At 60.1% G+C, this 16213-nt stretch carries 12 protein-coding genes and 1 tRNA gene; 1 reads left to right on the top strand and 12 read right to left on the bottom strand.

Features of this window, described 5'->3' with window-relative positions; all coding sequences use genetic code 11:
* Window positions 1-35: 35 nt before the first annotated feature.
* Window positions 36-1676, top strand: a complete 1641-nt coding sequence (locus tag ACHAC9_RS20255) for a M28 family peptidase (protein WP_435762732.1) — start codon at window positions 36-38, stop codon at window positions 1674-1676.
* Window positions 1677-1764: 88 nt separating this feature from the next.
* Here the strand turns inward: ACHAC9_RS20255 and sodC are convergent, their stop codons facing one another.
* From sodC to ACHAC9_RS20195, 12 genes are all read right to left on the bottom strand, one after another.
* Entirely contained in the window at window positions 1765-2292 is a 528-nt protein-coding gene (gene sodC, locus ACHAC9_RS20250; RefSeq protein ID WP_435762730.1) for a superoxide dismutase [Cu-Zn] SodC, read from the bottom strand.
* A gap of 146 nt (window positions 2293-2438) precedes the next feature.
* A complete protein-coding gene (locus tag ACHAC9_RS20245; protein ID WP_435762728.1) occupies window positions 2439-3029 on the bottom strand; it encodes a cysteine hydrolase family protein in 591 nt (196 codons plus the stop codon).
* Window positions 3026-3541 (bottom strand): arsinothricin resistance N-acetyltransferase ArsN1 family B, encoded by a 516-nt coding sequence (locus ACHAC9_RS20240; RefSeq protein WP_435762725.1) that lies wholly within the window; start codon window positions 3539-3541, stop codon window positions 3026-3028. The genes ACHAC9_RS20245 and ACHAC9_RS20240 overlap by 4 nt, the downstream gene beginning before the upstream one ends.
* Window positions 3542-3689: 148 nt before the next feature.
* A complete protein-coding gene (rpoC, locus tag ACHAC9_RS20235) occupies window positions 3690-7940 on the bottom strand; it encodes a DNA-directed RNA polymerase subunit beta' (RefSeq protein WP_435762723.1) in 4251 nt (1416 codons plus the stop codon).
* 125 nt (window positions 7941-8065) lie between these two features.
* A complete protein-coding gene (gene rpoB / locus ACHAC9_RS20230; RefSeq protein WP_435762721.1) occupies window positions 8066-12175 on the bottom strand; it encodes a DNA-directed RNA polymerase subunit beta in 4110 nt (1369 codons plus the stop codon).
* Between the two features lie 286 nt (window positions 12176-12461).
* On the bottom strand, window positions 12462-12836 hold the full coding sequence (gene rplL / locus ACHAC9_RS20225) for a 50S ribosomal protein L7/L12 (protein ID WP_435762928.1): 375 nt from the start codon (window positions 12834-12836) through the stop codon (window positions 12462-12464).
* 63 nt (window positions 12837-12899) lie between these two features.
* The gene (rplJ, locus tag ACHAC9_RS20220) at window positions 12900-13430 is read right to left on the bottom strand and encodes a 50S ribosomal protein L10 (RefSeq protein WP_435762719.1); all 531 of its coding nucleotides are present in this window, start codon (window positions 13428-13430) and stop codon (window positions 12900-12902) included.
* Between the two features lie 275 nt (window positions 13431-13705).
* Entirely contained in the window at window positions 13706-14401 is a 696-nt protein-coding gene (gene rplA, locus ACHAC9_RS20215) for a 50S ribosomal protein L1 (RefSeq protein ID WP_435762717.1), read from the bottom strand.
* Complete coding sequence (rplK, locus tag ACHAC9_RS20210) at window positions 14401-14832, bottom strand: 50S ribosomal protein L11 (protein WP_435762715.1); 432 nt, start codon at window positions 14830-14832, stop codon at window positions 14401-14403. Before rplK ends, rplA begins: the two co-directional genes overlap by 1 nt.
* 111 nt (window positions 14833-14943) lie before the next feature.
* Window positions 14944-15597 carry a transcription termination/antitermination protein NusG gene (nusG, locus tag ACHAC9_RS20205; RefSeq protein ID WP_435762713.1) on the bottom strand — a complete coding sequence of 218 codons (654 nt, stop codon included), beginning with the start codon at window positions 15595-15597 and terminating at the stop codon, window positions 14944-14946.
* On the bottom strand, window positions 15597-15986 hold the full coding sequence (gene secE / locus ACHAC9_RS20200; RefSeq protein WP_435762710.1) for a preprotein translocase subunit SecE: 390 nt from the start codon (window positions 15984-15986) through the stop codon (window positions 15597-15599). Before secE ends, nusG begins: the two co-directional genes overlap by 1 nt.
* Window positions 15987-16022: 36 nt before the next feature.
* Window positions 16023-16098: transfer RNA gene (locus ACHAC9_RS20195), tRNA-Trp, on the bottom strand.
* Window positions 16099-16213 lie beyond the last annotated feature (115 nt).

The raw sequence follows: 16213 nt of genomic DNA, 5'->3' as shown, positions 1-16213 counted from the left end.
ATTGCGCGTCCAATTAACCACTGCAGCAGGATTCCATGCACAAGATCGTCTCCTCCGTCGTTCTCTCCGCCCTTGCCAGCAGCCTGGCCCTGGCCTATCCAGCCCACGCCGCTCCGAACCAAGCACAAGCCGCCACCGTGAAGGAAGCGCCACTGCGCGGCCACCTCGCCTTCCTCGCCTCGGACGCCCTGGAGGGCCGCGGCACCGGCCAGCGCGGCGGAGAATTGACCGTCACCTACCTGGAGTCGCAGGCCCTGGCCGCCGGCCTGCAACCCGCGAACGGCACCAGCTTCCGCCAGGAGGTCAAGATCGCCGGCGTGCGTCCGCTGCCCGAGAAAAGCAATGTGGCGATTCTCGCCGGCGGCAAGGCGCTGCCCCTGAGTTTTGGGGCCGACTGGGTCTGGGCGCCGGGCGACGCCAAGCCGGAGCACAGCATGGATGCGGAACTGGTCTTCGTCGGTTACGGCATCACCGCACCGGAAGAAGGCTGGGACGATTTCAAGGGCCTGGACGCCAAGGGCAAGGTGCTGGTCATGATGGTCAATGACCCCGCACCGACCGCATCGGAACCGAACCGTTTCAACGGCGCCGGTCTCACTTTCTACGGACGCTGGACGTATAAATTGCAGGAAGCGGCGCGCCAGGGCGCGGCCGGCGTCCTGCTGATCCACACCGATGCGTCGGCGTCGTACGGCTGGAGCGTGGTGCAGAACAGCTGGGCCGCGGCCGAGCGTTTTCAACTGGCTGACGCCGATCTTGGTTCGGGCATGCAGGGCTGGATGACCGACGCCGCCGCCCGCAAACTGTTCGCGGCCGCCGGCCAGGACCTGGATACACTGCGGCTTGCTGCGGAAGACAAGGCCTTCAAACCCGTCACCTTGAACGCGCGCGTAAAAGGCGAGACGCGCGCTGCGATTCGTACGCTGAGCGAATACAACGTGGCCGGCGTCGTGCCGGGTACCGATCCAAAGCTGAAGGACGAAGTCGTCATCTACAGCGCCCACTGGGACCACATGGGCAAGCAGGGAACCGAGGGCGACACCATCTTCAACGGCGCCGTTGATAACGCGTCGGGCACGGCGGGCCTGCTGGCGATGGCGCAGGAAGCGGCACGGGCCCCAAGCAAGCGGTCGCAAATGTTCCTGTGGGTGGCAGCCGAAGAGCAAGGCCTGCTGGGCAGCGCCGCCTACGCCGCGCGTCCGCTGTGGCCGGCCGCGAAAACGGCCGCCAACCTGAACCTGGACAGCCTGAACTTCGTGGGCCAGGCGAAGGACATCGGCGTGCAAGGCAGCGAGCGCACGGAGCTGGGCGCGATGGCGGCAGCGACGGCGAAAGCCATGGGTCTCACGGTGGCGCAAGCCAAACCGGACCTCGCCGGCGGCTACTTCCGCAGCGACCATTTCAGTTTTGCGAAAGCCGGCATCCCGGCCTTCTCGGTCGGCGGTGGCAGCGCCTGGGTCAAGGATGTCGAGGCGAACAACGCCAAGGCGAAGGCGTATCGGGCGCGCTATCACCAGGTAAACGATGAATACGATCCGAACTGGGATTTGACGGGTATGGTGCAGCAGGCGCAGTTCACGCTGAACCTGGGCCGCATGGTGGCTGATTCGCCGAAGATGCCGGCCTGGAAAGCGGGCGACGCCTTCGGCAAGATCCGCGCCGCCGCAGCGAAGTAATCCGCACGCTTTACATTAAAACGCCCGGCCACTGATGAACTGACCGGGCGTTTTTGTTTTCTGCGGTTCGGCTCCGTGAAATATTATTTCACTCAATAATCCCGCACATAATCCTCGCCCCACCCCCACCCAGCGGCGCCGGGTGATCCGCATGATTATCGCCACCCGCATGCACCATCAAGGCCTTGCCCTTCACATCGGCCATTTTCAAACGCGGCGCGAGCACCGGATTATTCGCCGCCCCCGCGCTCTCGACATACAAGGCCGGCAAATCGCCGACATGCCCATCGCCCCACGGCAACCCGTGCTTCTTGCTCTTGTTGGTATCCAGGTGCCCGCCCGCCGCACCCGCCGGCACCGGCTTGCCATCCTTCTGGTTTGTCGCGCAGCTGCCGTTCTCGTGCACGTGGAAGCCATGCACGCCGGCCGGCAAACCAGTCAGCGCCGGCGTGAATACGAGACCATATTTCGATTCGCTGATCGTCACCGTGCCGCTTGAGGCGCCGACGCCGGTGTCAGACACCGTATTCATCGTCGCGCGCAGTTCGGCCGCATGTGCGGTTGCTACCGCCCAGGTCGAACTCAGCACCAGCGCGCAGATCCATTGAGCTTTCATGTCACTTCCTTTCAGTCATCCGGTAATTGAAACGAGATAGTCCGACGCGCACGAGTGTAGTCGATTCGAGACGATGCCGGAGCCCGGCTGAAGAAACCCGACCGGCATGGTCTCGTGGAGAGCCTGATTCGCGAGGAAGCTGTACGCTAGCCGATCGTGCGGCTGGACTGATCGAACGAGTGCGCGCGTTCTTCGAGCACCCTGCGCGTGTCCTGAATCATCGCGTATTCTCCGCTCAGGTTAGAGAGCGACATCGCATGCACCTCGTCCGCGCTGCGCATCCTGCCGGCGTAGTCCGTCATCGCAAACGCAAACGTCGCGTCATGGACGACAACGGTATCGAAACCGAGGTTGCCCGCCGTACGGGCGCTGGATTCCACCGAATTGTTGGTGCTGACGCCGACCAGGACCACTTGATTCAATCCGCGCACCCGCAGCCAGCGTTCCAGCGCGGTATTGATGAAGGCATCCGGCACGTTTTTCTCGACCACGTGCTCGTGCGGCAGCGGCTGCAGCGCTTGCTGGAACTCGACACCGGACTGTCCCGGCGCGAAGGGGGAATTTGGCAAGCGCGAGATATGGCGCACATGGACGATGTGGGCAGCCGCCGCGCGCCAGGCCTGCAGCAGCTGCGCGATGTTCTCTTCCGCTTGAGGGTTGTTGCGGCTGGCGGCAGCCGTATTCGCCATGCCCTTTTGCATGTCGATGATGATGAGGCATGGAAGGGGTTTGTTCATACTGAAGAACCGGTGAGTTTGAGCTGCCAGTACCCGACATCGATCCAGCACCCGAACTTCAGCCCCACTTCGCTGAAGTGCGCCACTTTTATAAAACCCAGCCGCTCGTGCAGGCGCACGCTCGCTTCGTTCGGCTGCGCGATGCCGCCGATGGCCAGGTGCAGCCCGCGCTGGCGCAGCTCGGCCAGCAATGCTTTATACAATTCCGTGCCGGCGCCTTTTCCCGCGTATTCCGGATCGAAATAGACCGAGCTTTCGACCGCAAAGCGATAGGCGGCCCGGGCGCGCCACTTGGTGGCGTAGGCGTAGCCGATCAACTTGTCGCCTTCGAGCATGACAAGCCAAAGCAGATTGGCCGCACCGACGTCGGCGATGCGCTGGGCCATGTCGGTGGCTTGCACCGGCTCTTCTTCGAATGAGATGGTGGTGGTCGCTACGTAGTGGTTATAGATCGTGCAGATGCGTTCAGCATCATCGACGGTGGCTGGACGAATCGTTCTCGTGGAGGTCATTGCGGTGCAGGCTCGTCAAATGAGTGTTCATTAAGCAACTATTCACCATAGTAGCGCGCATCTGGTGACGTGGCTATCGATATGGAACAGACGAAAAAAAAAACGGCACCCGAAGGTGCCGTCTCATTCAGCTGACTAGCTAGGACGATTACTCACCATCCCCATGCTGCTCCACCGGAGCCGCCGCATTCTGCTGGTCTTCCATCGCCTGCAGTTCGGCAGCCATGTTGGCTTTCTCTTGCTGCAGCAGTGCCTGGCGCTCTTCCGCCTCCCACACTTCCTTCTCTTTGCGAGCGCGGTGGAATGCCAGACCGGTACCGCCAGGAATCAGGCGGCCGACGATGACGTTTTCCTTCAGGCCGCGCAGACCGTCGCGCTTGCCCATGATCGCCGCTTCCGTCAGCACGCGGGTGGTTTCCTGGAACGATGCGGCCGAGATGAACGAATCAGTCGACAGCGATGCCTTGGTAATACCCAGCAGCACGTTTTCGTAGGTCGCTTGCAGTTTGCCTGCCGCTTCCATGCGGTCGTTCTCTTCCAGCAGCTCCGAACGTTCGACCTGCTCGCCGATGATGTAGTCGGTGTCGCCGGCTTCGACGATCGCCACACGGCGCAGCATCTGACGAACAATCACTTCGATGTGCTTGTCGTTGATCTTCACGCCCTGCAGACGGTAGACGTCCTGCACTTCGTCGACGATGTAACGGGCCAGCGCTTCGATACCCAGCAGGCGCAGGATGTCCTGCGGATCGGCTGGACCATCGACGATCATCTCGCCCTTGTTCACCACTTGACCATCGTGCACCAGCACTTGCTTGTCCTTGGTAATCAGGAACTCGTGCTTGTTGCCGTCCATGTCCGTGATTTCCAGACGCTGCTTGCCCTTCGTTTCCTTACCGAAGGCAACCGTACCGGTGACTTCCGCCAGCATGCCAGCGTCTTTCGGCGAACGTGCTTCGAACAGTTCGGCAACGCGTGGCAGACCACCGGTAATGTCGCGGGTCTTCTGCGATTCGGTCGGAATACGTGCCAGCACTTCACCCACCGACACCGATTGACCGTCTTTCACCATGATCAGCGCGCCAACCTGGAAACCGATTGCCACGGCGTGTTCGGTGCCGGCAATCTTGACTTCCTGGTTCTCTTCGTTCAGCAGTTTCACTTGCGGACGCAGCACTTTACCGGCCGAACCACGGCGCTTCGGATCGATCGCGACCAGGGTCGACAGACCGGTCACGTCATCGACCTGGCGAGCGACGGTGACGCCCTCTTCCACGTTCTCGAAACGGATCGTACCGGCGTACTCGGTAATGATCGGACGGGTCAGCGGATCCCAGGTTGCCAGGGCGATGCCGGCTTTCACCGTCAGGCCGTCATGGACACTCAGGGTCGCACCGTACGGCACCTTGTGGCGCTCGCGCTCGCGGCCATGGTCGTCCGTGATCAGGACTTCGCCCGAACGCGAGATGACGATCTGCGCACCCTTGCCGTTGGTGACGTAACGCATGGTGGCCGTGAAGCGCACCGTGCCGTTCGACTTGGCTTCGACCGACGAGGCCACTGCCGCACGCGATGCCGCACCACCGATGTGGAAGGTACGCATGGTCAGCTGGGTACCCGGCTCACCGATCGACTGTGCCGCCACGACGCCGACTGCTTCGCCGCTGTTAACCATCGAACCGCGGCCGAGGTCACGGCCGTAGCACATGGCGCACAGGCCGTAGCGCGTGTCGCAGTTCAGCGGCGTACGCACCTTGACTTCGTCGATGCCGAGGCGCTCGATGTCTTCGACCATGTCTTCGTCCAGCAGCGTGCCGGCTGGGTACACGGTTTCCTGGGTTTCAGGATTGATGACATCGTTGCCCGTCACGCGGCCGAGGATACGGTCGCGCAGCGCTTCGATGACTTCACCACCTTCGACCATCGCCTTCATGTGCGTGCCGTTGTTGGTGCCGCAATCGTCCTCGATCACAACCAGATCCTGGGTCACGTCGACCAGGCGGCGCGTCAGGTAACCCGAGTTTGCGGTCTTCAGCGCGGTGTCGGCCAGACCCTTACGGGCGCCGTGCGTCGAGATGAAGTACTGCAACACGTTCAGGCCTTCGCGGAAGTTCGCGGTAATCGGCGTTTCGATAATCGAACCGTCCGGCTTGGCCATCAGGCCTCGCATACCAGCCAACTGGCGAATCTGGGCTGCCGAACCACGGGCGCCCGAGTCGGCCATCATGTAAATCGCGTTGAACGATTCCTGGGTGCCTTGCGTACCGTCGCGCTTGGTGACCGGCTCGATTTTCAGCTGGTCCATCATCGCCTTGCCGACTTCATCGGAGGTCTTGCCCCAGATGTCGACGACCTTGTTGTAACGCTCGCCGGCGGTGACCAGACCCGAGGAATACTGCTGCTCGATCTGCTTCACTTCCGCTTCGGCGGCCGCGATCATGCCCTTCTTGACGTCCGGGATCATCATGTCGTCGACGGCGATCGAGATACCGGCGCGCGTTGCCAGGCGGAAGCCCGACTGCATCAGCTTGTCGGCAAACACGACGGTCGCACGCAGGCCGCACTTGCGGAACGACGTGTTGATCAGCTTCGAGATTTCCTTCTTCTTCAGCGAGCGGTTCAGCACGCTGAACGGCAGGCCTTTCGGCAGGATCTCGGACAGGATCGCACGGCCGACGGTGGTCTCGTAACGCGTGACGGTGCGCTCGAACTCCTCGGTACCGGCGACACGCGGGAATTCGACGATACGCACGGTGATGCGCGTAGCCAGTTCGACTTCCTTGTTGTCGTAGGCGCGGATGACTTCCGAGACGTCCGGGAACATCATGCCCTCGCCCTTGGCGTTGATCGCCTCGCGGCTCGCGTAGTACAGACCCAGCACGATATCCTGGGACGGCACGATCGACGGCTCGCCGTTCGATGGGAACAGGATGTTGTTCGACGCCAGCATCAGCGTACGCGCTTCCATCTGCGCTTCGATCGACAGCGGGACGTGGACAGCCATCTGGTCACCGTCGAAGTCGGCGTTGAACGCCGCGCAGACGAGTGGGTGCAGCTGGATCGCTTTACCTTCGATCAGGACCGGCTCGAACGCCTGGATACCAAGACGGTGCAGGGTTGGTGCACGGTTCAGCATCACCGGGTGTTCTTTGATCACGTCTTCCAGGATGTCCCAGACCACAGGTTCCTGGATTTCGACCAGCTTCTTCGCCGCCTTGATGGTCGTTGCCAGACCCATCAGTTCGAGCTTGTTGAAGATGAACGGCTTGAACAGTTCCAGGGCCATCAGCTTCGGCAGGCCGCACTGGTGCAGTTTCAGCTGCGGGCCGACCACGATGACCGAACGGCCCGAATAGTCGACGCGTTTACCGAGCAAGTTCTGACGGAAACGACCGCCCTTACCTTTAATCATCTCGGCCAGCGACTTCAGCGGACGCTTGTTGGCACCGGTCATCGCTTTACCGCGACGGCCGTTGTCCAGCAGCGAGTCGACTGCTTCCTGCAGCATGCGCTTTTCGTTACGCGTAATGATTTCCGGAGCGCGCAATTCCATCAGGCGCTTCAGGCGGTTATTCCGGTTGATGACGCGGCGATACAGGTCGTTCAGGTCGGAGGTCGCGAAACGGCCACCATCGAGCGGGACGAGCGGACGCAGCTCCGGCGGCAGGACCGGGAGCACTTCCATGATCATCCAGTCCGGCTTGATGCCCGAACGCTGGAATGCCTCGAGCACTTTCAGGCGCTTGGCGTATTTCTTGATCTTCGCTTCGGACTTCGATTCCTTCAGTTCCACGCGCAGGGCTTCGGCATCGCGGTGGATGTCGATCGAGCGCAGCAGTTCACGGATACCTTCGGCGCCCATGTAGGCGGTGAAGTCGTCGCCGTACTCTTCGTACTTGGCGGCGTAATCGTCTTCCGACATGATCTGGCACTTCTTCAGCGGAGTCATGCCGGGATCGGTCACGACATATGCTTCGAAGTACAAGACGCGTTCGATATCCCGCAGCGTCATGTCCAGGACCATGCCCAGACGCGACGGCAGCGACTTCAGGAACCAGATGTGCGCGGTTGGCGAGGCGAGCTCGATGTGGCCCATGCGCTCACGGCGCACCTTGGCCAGCGTGACTTCGACGCCGCACTTTTCGCAGATGACGCCGCGGTGCTTCAGGCGCTTGTACTTGCCGCACAGGCATTCGTAATCCTTGATCGGGCCAAAGATCTTGGCGCAGAACAGGCCGTCACGCTCAGGCTTGAAGGTACGGTAGTTGATGGTCTCGGGCTTCTTGACTTCACCGAACGACCACGAACGAATTTTTTCGGGCGACGCCAAGCCAATCTTGATGGCGTCGAAGCTCTCGTTTTGCTGTACTTGCTTGAATAGATCGAGCAGTGCTTTCATGTATCACTCCAGAGGTGACTAAATTTCTATTTCGGGACGCGGAGCATCCCAAACCAATCGGCATTTCAGGAGGGAACTCCGGGCCGGGTTCCCCGTACCGGTGTTCCTTTTCCTCGATAAGCTTCTTAGTTACGCTCGAGGTCGATATCGATACCCAGCGAGCGGATTTCCTTGACCAGCACGTTGAACGATTCAGGCATGCCGGCTTCGATCACGTGGTCACCTTTGACCAGGTTCTCGTAGACCTTGGTACGGCCATTCACGTCATCCGACTTCACAGTCAGCATTTCCTGCAGCACGTACGATGCGCCGTACGCTTCCAGTGCCCACACCTCCATCTCACCGAAGCGCTGGCCACCGAACTGGGCTTTACCGCCCAGCGGCTGCTGCGTCACCAGCGAGTACGGACCGGTCGAACGCGCGTGCATCTTGTCGTCGACCAGGTGATGCAGTTTCAGCATGTGCATGTAGCCGACGGTGACCTTGCGCTCGAATGCTTCGCCGGTGCGGCCGTCGTACATCGTGACCTGGTTCTTCGAAGGCGTCATGCCGAGATGCTTGGCGATGTGGTCCGGGTAAGCCAGGTCCAGCATGCGGAGGATCTCGGTTTCGTGCGCGCCATCGAAGACCGGTGTTGCAAACGGCACACCCTTTTTGAGGTTGCCGGCCAAGCCCATGATTTCTTCATCGTTGAAGCTGTCGAGGTCTTCCTTCTTGCCGGTCTCGTTGTAGATCTGGGCCAGGAAACCACGGACTTCTTCGATCGCTGCCTGCTTCTGCAGCATTTCACCGATACGCAGGCCCAGGCCCTTTGCCGCCCAACCGAGGTGGGTTTCAAGGATCTGACCGACGTTCATTCGCGAAGGAACGCCCAGCGGGTTCAGCACGACGTCGGCCGGGGTGCCGTCCGCCATGAACGGCATGTCTTCCACCGGCACGATGCGCGACACCACACCCTTGTTACCGTGACGACCCGCCATCTTGTCGCCCGACTGCAGGCGGCGCTTGACGGCCAGGTACACCTTGACCATCTTTTGCACGCCTGGCTGCAGCTCGTCGCCTTGCGTCAGCTTCTTGCGCTTTTCTTCGAAGGCCAGGTCGTACTGGTGACGCTTCTCGTTGATCGATTCCTTGATCGCTTCGAGTGCGTTGGCCGATTCGTCATCAGCCGGACGGATGTCGAACCAGTGGAACTTGTCCAGGTCCGCCAGGTATTCCGACGTGATGACCGCACCCTTTGCCATCTTCTTCGGGCCGCCGTTGACGACTTTGCCCACCAGCATACGCTCCAGACGCTGGAAGGCGTCGCCCTCCACGATACGCATCTGGTCGTTCAGGTCGAGGCGGAAGCGTTTCAGCTCATCATCGATGATCTGCTGGGCGCGCTTGTCGCGCACGATCCCTTCGCGGGTAAACACTTGCACGTCGATGACGGTGCCGACCATGCCCGAAGGCACGCGCAGCGAGGTGTCTTTCACGTCCGACGCTTTTTCGCCGAAGATCGCGCGCAGCAGCTTTTCTTCCGGCGTCAATTGGGTCTCGCCCTTCGGCGTGACTTTACCGACCAGCACGTCGCCGGCGGTGACTTCGGCGCCGATGTAGACGATGCCCGATTCATCCAGGCGCGCCAGCTGGTTTTCAGCCAGGTTCGAGATGTCGCGGGTGATTTCTTCCGCGCCGAGCTTGGTGTCGCGCGCGACAACCGACAGCTCTTCGATGTGGATCGAGGTGTAACGGTCGTCCTTGACGACGTTTTCCGAGATCAGGATCGAATCCTCGAAGTTCAGACCATTCCATGGCATGAAGGCCACGAGCATGTTCTGACCCAGGGCCAATTCGCCCAGGTCGGTCGATGCGCCGTCGGCAATCACGTCGCCACGGGCAACGCGGTCGCCAACCTGCACGATCGGACGCTGGTTGATGTTCGTGTTCTGGTTCGAACGGGTGTACTTGATCAGGTTGTAAATGTCGACACCGACTTCGCCAGCCAGCGCTTCGTCGTCGTTGACACGAATAACCACACGGCCCGCATCGATGTAGTCGACGACGCCGCCACGCACGGCCTGCACGGTGGTACCCGAGTCGACCGCGACGGTGCGCTCGATACCGGTACCGACCAGCGCCTTTTCAGGACGCAGGCAGGGAACGGCCTGACGCTGCATGTTCGCGCCCATCAGTGCACGGTTCGCATCATCGTGCTCGAGGAACGGAATCAGCGAGGCTGCGACCGAGACGATCTGGCCAGGCGCGACGTCCATGTACTGGATGCGCTCCGGCGAGACCAGGATCGTTTCGCCGGCTTCACGTGCGGAAACCAGTTCGTCGTCCAGCTGGCCTTCGGCGTTGATGGTCGCGTTCGCCTGGGCGATGATGTAGCGGCCTTCTTCGATGGCGGACAGGTAGTCGATCTTGTCGGTGACCTTCGAATTCTCGACCTTGCGGTACGGGGTTTCGAGGAAGCCGTATTCGTTCAGGCGGGCGTACAGTGCCAGCGAGTTGATCAGGCCGATGTTCGGGCCTTCAGGCGTCTCGATCGGGCAAACGCGGCCGTAGTGGGTCGGGTGCACGTCGCGCACCTCGAAGCCGGCGCGTTCGCGCGTCAGGCCGCCAGGTCCGAGGGCGGAAACACGACGCTTGTGCGTGATTTCCGACAGCGGGTTGGTCTGGTCCATGAACTGCGACAGCTGGGACGAACCGAAGAATTCACGGATCGCGGCCGAGATCGGCTTGCTGTTGATCAGGTCGTGCGGCATCAGGTTGTCCGCTTCGGCCTGGCCGAGACGTTCTTTCACGGCTCGCTCAACGCGCACGAGGCCGGCGCGGAACTGGTTTTCGGCCAGTTCGCCCACGCAACGCACGCGGCGGTTACCCAGGTGATCGATATCGTCGACTTCGCCGCGGCCATTGCGCAGCTCGACCAGGATCTTGATCACGGCCAGGATGTCGTCGTTCGACAGCGTCATCGCGCCGGTCAGCTCGTCGCGACCGATGCGGCGGTTGAACTTCATGCGGCCGACAGCCGACAGGTCGTAGCGCTCAGGGCTGTAGAACAGGCCGTTGAACAGGGCTTCGACCGACTCTTCGGTTGGCGGTTCGCCAGGACGCATCATGCGGTAGATCGCCACGCGTGCGGCCATCTGGTCGGCGGTGTCGTCGGTGCGCAGGGTTTGCGAGATGTAGCCGCCCTGGTCCAGGTCGTTCGTGTAGAGGGTCTGGATCGTGTCGACGTCGGCGTCGCGCAACTTGCCCAGCAGCTCGTCGGTCAGCTCGTCGTTGGCGGACGCGATGATCTCGCCGGTGTCGGCGTCGACGATGTTGCGGGCCAGGATACGGCCGATCAGGTAGTCTTCAGGAACCGAGATGGCCTTGATGCCGGCCGCTTCGATGTCGCGCACATGCTTGGCATTGATGCGCTTGTCCTTCGTCACGAGGGTCTTGCCCGACTTCGGATCGACGATGTCGAAACGCGCCACTTCGCCGCGCAGGCGCTCGGACACGAATTCAATTTCTCCGCCTTCGGAACGCAGGGTGAAATTGTCGAACACGAAGAAGTTCGCCAGGATCTGTTCCGGCGACATACCGATGGCCTTCAGCAGGATCGTCACCGGCATCTTGCGGCGGCGGTCGACGCGGAAGAACAGGATGTCCTTCGGGTCGAACTCGTAGTCCAGCCACGAGCCGCGGTAAGGAATGATACGTGCCGAGAACAGCAACTTGCCCGACGAGTGCGTCTTGCCGCGGTCGTGCTCGAAGAACACGCCCGGGGAGCGGTGCAGCTGGGAGACGATCACGCGCTCGGTGCCGTTGATGACGAACGAACCGTTAGCGGTCATGAGCGGCAATTCGCCCATGTACACTTCCTGCTCTTTCATTTCCTTGACGACCGGCTTGGTCGGCGATTCCTTGTCCAGGATCACCAGGCGCACTTTGGCGCGCAGTGGCGAGGCAAAGGTCAGGCCACGCTGTTGGCATTCCTTGACGTCAAACGCGGGGTCACCCAGCACGTAGGACAGGAATTCGAGGCGAGCGAAGCCGTTATGCGACACGATCGGGAAGATCGAGCTGAAAGCCGACTGCAGGCCTTCATTCTTGCGTACGGAGGGACCTGCGTCCGCTTGCAGGAAATTCTCGTAGGATTCAAGCTGGGTAGCCAGAAGATATGGAACGTTGTGAACGTTGGCGCGCTTCGCGAACGACTTGCGAATGCGTTTCTTCTCAGTAAATGAGTAGTGCATGGACACTCCGTGAGTGACAGAAAGGATGAGAATTCAGGGATTGCCAGTGGTGGGGCGACCACATACAAGGCCTCAAGTCTCTTACTGTTCCGCCAGATGAAAAGGGACTAGCGTGCTGCTGCTGCTGTGCTACGATTCTTTCGGTAATGCGATGTTGCGGCACTACCAAGGGTATTGCGTTTGTCGCAGGGACGACAAAAGAGCCAAAGCCGCAGCACCGCCTTCCGACGGGGCTTGCAAGCTTTGACTCCGGCTTTGGGCACCCGAGGATGCCCATCGCTTTTTATTACTTCAGTTCTGCCTTGGCGCCAGCATCTTCCAGCTTTTTCTTGGCTGCTTCAGCATCAGCTTTAGGCATGGCTTCCTTGACGGTCTTTGGTGCACCGTCAACCACGTCCTTGGCTTCTTTCAGGCCCAGACCGGTGATTTCGCGGACGGCCTTGATGACGCCGACCTTGTTCGCGCCGATTTCGGTCAGAACAACGTTGAACTCGGTCTGCTCTTCGACAGCAGCAGCAGCACCGGCGCCGCCAGCTGCAGGAGCCGACATTGCAGCTGCCGACACGCCGAACTTCTCTTCGAATGCCTTGACCAGGTCGTTCAGGTCCATGACGGACATTTCGCTCACTGCGTTCAGGATATCGTCTTTGCTAATTGCCATTTGAAACTCCAAATATGTTGTGTTTGTAGTACAGATCAGTTACTTGAGAAAAAAGGGCTGCGCTTACGCTGCAGCGGTTTCTTCGGCTGCAGGAGCAGCTTCCGAACCTTCGCCTTTTTTCGCTGCCAGGGCAGCCAAGCCACGTGCAAAGCCCGACACTGGAGCCAGCATCACGCCCAACAGCTGCGAGATGAGGACTTCACGCGAAGGAATGCTTGCCAACGCGGTAACACCAGCTACGTCGAGCTGTTTACCAGCGAAGTTACCAGCTTTCACGACCAGCTTGTCGTTGGTTTTAGCGAAGTCATTGATGACTTTCGCTGCTGCAACGGCGTCGTCCGAGATCGAGTAGATCAGCGGACCGGTCATGGCGTCAGCCAGTGGGGCAAACTGCGTGCCTTCGACAGAGCGACGTGCCAGCGTGTTCTTCAGAACACGCAGGTACACACCCTGCGAACGCGCGGCTGCACGGAGTTTCGTCAAGTGACTAACCTGGATGCCACGGTACTCGGCCACGACGATCGTTTGCGCAGATGCTACTTTTGCGGAAACTTCTTCGACGACGGCCTTTTTGTCATTCAGATTAAGACCCACGGTCAATCTCCTTAATTAATGCAAGCAAAATCGCCTGCATCGGTTCGAACACGGCGTCCGAAGTTAAGAAGTCAAACTAACGCGGATGAGTTCACGCAGCATGGACTACAAAACTTGTTCGGGTACACCATCTGCGTTGGGTGAGGTATTAACCGGTTGCCCAACCACTGCGACCGGCCCAACGGTCTTTGATTGCCTGCCGGGATTTATGCAAGCCCGACAGCCCAAAGATGCGCCCCGCTGATGTTTTGCAGGGACTTGATTCTTGTGAAAGCTTAAGCGGCGATCGAAGCGTGATCGACACGGACGCCCGCGCCCATCGTCGACGAGATCGCGACCTTGCGCAGGTACACGCCCTTCGAGGTGGCCGGCTTGGCCTTGTTCAGCGCTTCGATCAGGGCAGCCAGGTTGGCCTTCAGATCGGCGTCAGCGAACGACTTGCGGCCGATCGTTGCGTGGATAATGCCGCCTTTGTCGGTACGGTACTGGACCTGACCGGCTTTGGCGTTCTTCACCGCGGTGGCGACGTCAGGGGTGACGGTGCCGACCTTCGGGTTAGGCATCAGGCCACGTGGGCCCAGGATCTGGCCCAGGGTACCGACGATACGCATGGTGTCTGGCGAGGCAATGACGACGTCGAACGGCATGTCGCCGGCCTTGACGCGCTCAGCCAGGTCTTCCATACCGACGATGTCGGCGCCGGCTGCACGTGCAGCATCAGCCTTCTCGCCCGAAGCGAAGACAGCAACGCGCACGGTCTTGCCGGTGCCTGCTGGCAGGACGACCGAACCACGAACGACCTGGTCCGACTTCTTTGGATCGACGCCCAGTTGAACGGCGACGTCGATCGACTCGTTGAACTTGGCGGTTGCGAATTCCTTGACCAGCGACAGTGCATTGTCGAAGGCGTAGACCTTGTTACGGTCGACTTTCGCTTTCATTTCTTTAACGCGCTTGGACAGCTTAGCCATTACAGACCCTCCACCGTGATGCCCATCGAACGTGCCGAGCCAGCGATGATACGCACTGCGGCGTCCATGTCTGCTGCGGTCAGGTCCGGCTGCTTGGTTTTTGCGATTTCTTCAGCCTGCGCACGGGTCAGCGAGCCAACCTTATCGGTATGTGGCTTCGGCGAACCTTTGGTGATGCCGGCGGCTTTCTTGATCAGGTAGGTTGCCGGAGGCGTCTTCATCACGAAGGTGAAGGACTTGTCGGCGAACGCGGTGATCACGACCGGGATCGGCATGCCTGGCTCGAGACCCTGGGTCTGGGCGTTGAACGCCTTGCAGAATTCCATGATGTTCAGGCCGCGCTGACCCAGTGCTGGGCCGATCGGTGGGGATGGGTTTGCTTTACCAGCTGCAACTTGCAGCTTGATAAAACCAATAATCTTCTTTGCCATGGATGACTCCTAAGTTGGCTTTGAGTAGTAGCGCCCCACCGCGACTACTCGCTTGGCGGGGCTCCTCTTACCGGATTCCGCCTTGCTGCTGCGACGCTCCGATTATTGCGTTTAAACTTTTTCTACCTGCCCGAACTCGAGTTCCACCGGAGTTGCGCGGCCAAAGATGGTGACAGTCACACGCACCTTCGATTTTTCGTAATTGACTTCCTCGACGTTGCCATTGAAGTCGGTGAACGGGCCTTCCTTGATCCGGACCTGCTCGCCCACTTCGTACAGCACTTTCGGCCGTGGCTTCTCGACGCCTTCCTGGACCTGCTGCATGATCTTGTCGATCTCGCGCGTTGGAATCGGGGTTGGCTTGTTCGATTTGCCGCCGATGAAGCCGGTAACCTTGCTGGTGTTTTTCACCAGGTGCCAGGTCTCGTCGGTCATTTCCATCTCGACCAGCACGTAGCCAGGGAAGAAGCGGCGCTCGGTGACCGTTTTGCTGCCGTTCTTGACTTCCACGACTTCTTCGGTCGGGACCAGGATCTGGCCGAACTGCTCGCTCATGCCGGCGCGCTCGATGCGCTCGGTCAGGGCGCGCATGACGCTCTTTTCCATGCCGGAGTAGACGTGAACGACGTACCAGCGCTTGTTACTGACCGGAACACTCACCGGAGCAGCAGCAGCCTCAGGAACGCCGGCCGCCGGAACGCCGGCCGCCGGAACTTCATCCGGCAGCGGTTCGTCGGCTGCATTGTCTTGCACGTTATCGTTCATTATTGCTTCCACCCCAGGACCAGGTCGTACAACAGGAATTCCAGCAGCTTATCCGTGCCCCAGAGGAAGATCGCCATGACGACGACAAACGCGAACACGATCATGGTGATCGTGGTAGCTTCCTTGCGGGTCGGCCAGACAACTTTCTTGGTCTCGCGGACGGACTCTTTGGCGAAGTTCAGGAATTCGCGTCCGGAGGTGGAGGTCCACAAAAGCAGGACAGCAAAAACTAAACCAGCCACGAGGGCGCCGGCGGCGACCAAGGCTGGTTTGTTTTGGCCTTTCAGGTAAAAGAACCCGATTACGCCTGCAATCGCGGCAACCACCGCCAGGGCCACCTTAAACTTGTCATTCGAGGTGCTAACGGTTTGCACGGATTGATTAGACATTCTTCTTTACTTTCGGTGCTGCGCACCAGAATTCGGTGGCAGGGGCGGAGGGAATCGAACCCGCGACCTTCGGTTTTGGAGACCGACGCTCTGCCAATTGAGCTACACCCCTACGAAGACTTCAGCTGAATCGCGCATTCTACAGCATACGCGCGTATGCCGGAGAATGTTTTTGAAGGGGCAAAACAACCCACCCCTTCAGGTACTGCTTACTACTTATTGCTTAG

It is taken from the genome of Massilia sp. CMS3.1 (genome assembly GCF_051262535.1).
Classification (GTDB): Bacteria; Pseudomonadota; Gammaproteobacteria; order Burkholderiales; family Burkholderiaceae_D; genus Telluria.
This window is presented reverse-complemented; position numbering and strand designations above follow the sequence as displayed.

Excerpts from the sequence above, each read along its gene's own strand:
- rplA (WP_435762717.1), bottom strand. The coding sequence starts at position 14,401 with ATGGCTAAGCTGTCCAAGCGCGTTAAAGAAATGAAAGCGAAAGTCGAC.
- secE (WP_435762710.1), bottom strand. The coding sequence starts at position 15,986 with ATGTCTAATCAATCCGTGCAAACCGTTAGCACCTCGAATGACAAGTTT.
- nusG (WP_435762713.1), bottom strand. The coding sequence starts at position 15,597 with ATGAACGATAACGTGCAAGACAATGCAGCCGACGAACCGCTGCCGGAT.
- ACHAC9_RS20245 (WP_435762728.1), bottom strand. The coding sequence starts at position 3,029 with ATGAACAAACCCCTTCCATGCCTCATCATCATCGACATGCAAAAGGGC.
- rplL (WP_435762928.1), bottom strand. The coding sequence starts at position 12,836 with ATGGCAATTAGCAAAGACGATATCCTGAACGCAGTGAGCGAAATGTCC.
- sodC (WP_435762730.1), bottom strand. The coding sequence starts at position 2,292 with ATGAAAGCTCAATGGATCTGCGCGCTGGTGCTGAGTTCGACCTGGGCG.
- rpoC (WP_435762723.1), bottom strand. The coding sequence starts at position 7,940 with ATGAAAGCACTGCTCGATCTATTCAAGCAAGTACAGCAAAACGAGAGC.
- ACHAC9_RS20255 (WP_435762732.1), top strand. The coding sequence starts at position 36 with ATGCACAAGATCGTCTCCTCCGTCGTTCTCTCCGCCCTTGCCAGCAGC.
- ACHAC9_RS20240 (WP_435762725.1), bottom strand. The coding sequence starts at position 3,541 with ATGACCTCCACGAGAACGATTCGTCCAGCCACCGTCGATGATGCTGAA.
- rpoB (WP_435762721.1), bottom strand. The coding sequence starts at position 12,175 with ATGCACTACTCATTTACTGAGAAGAAACGCATTCGCAAGTCGTTCGCG.
- rplK (WP_435762715.1), bottom strand. The coding sequence starts at position 14,832 with ATGGCAAAGAAGATTATTGGTTTTATCAAGCTGCAAGTTGCAGCTGGT.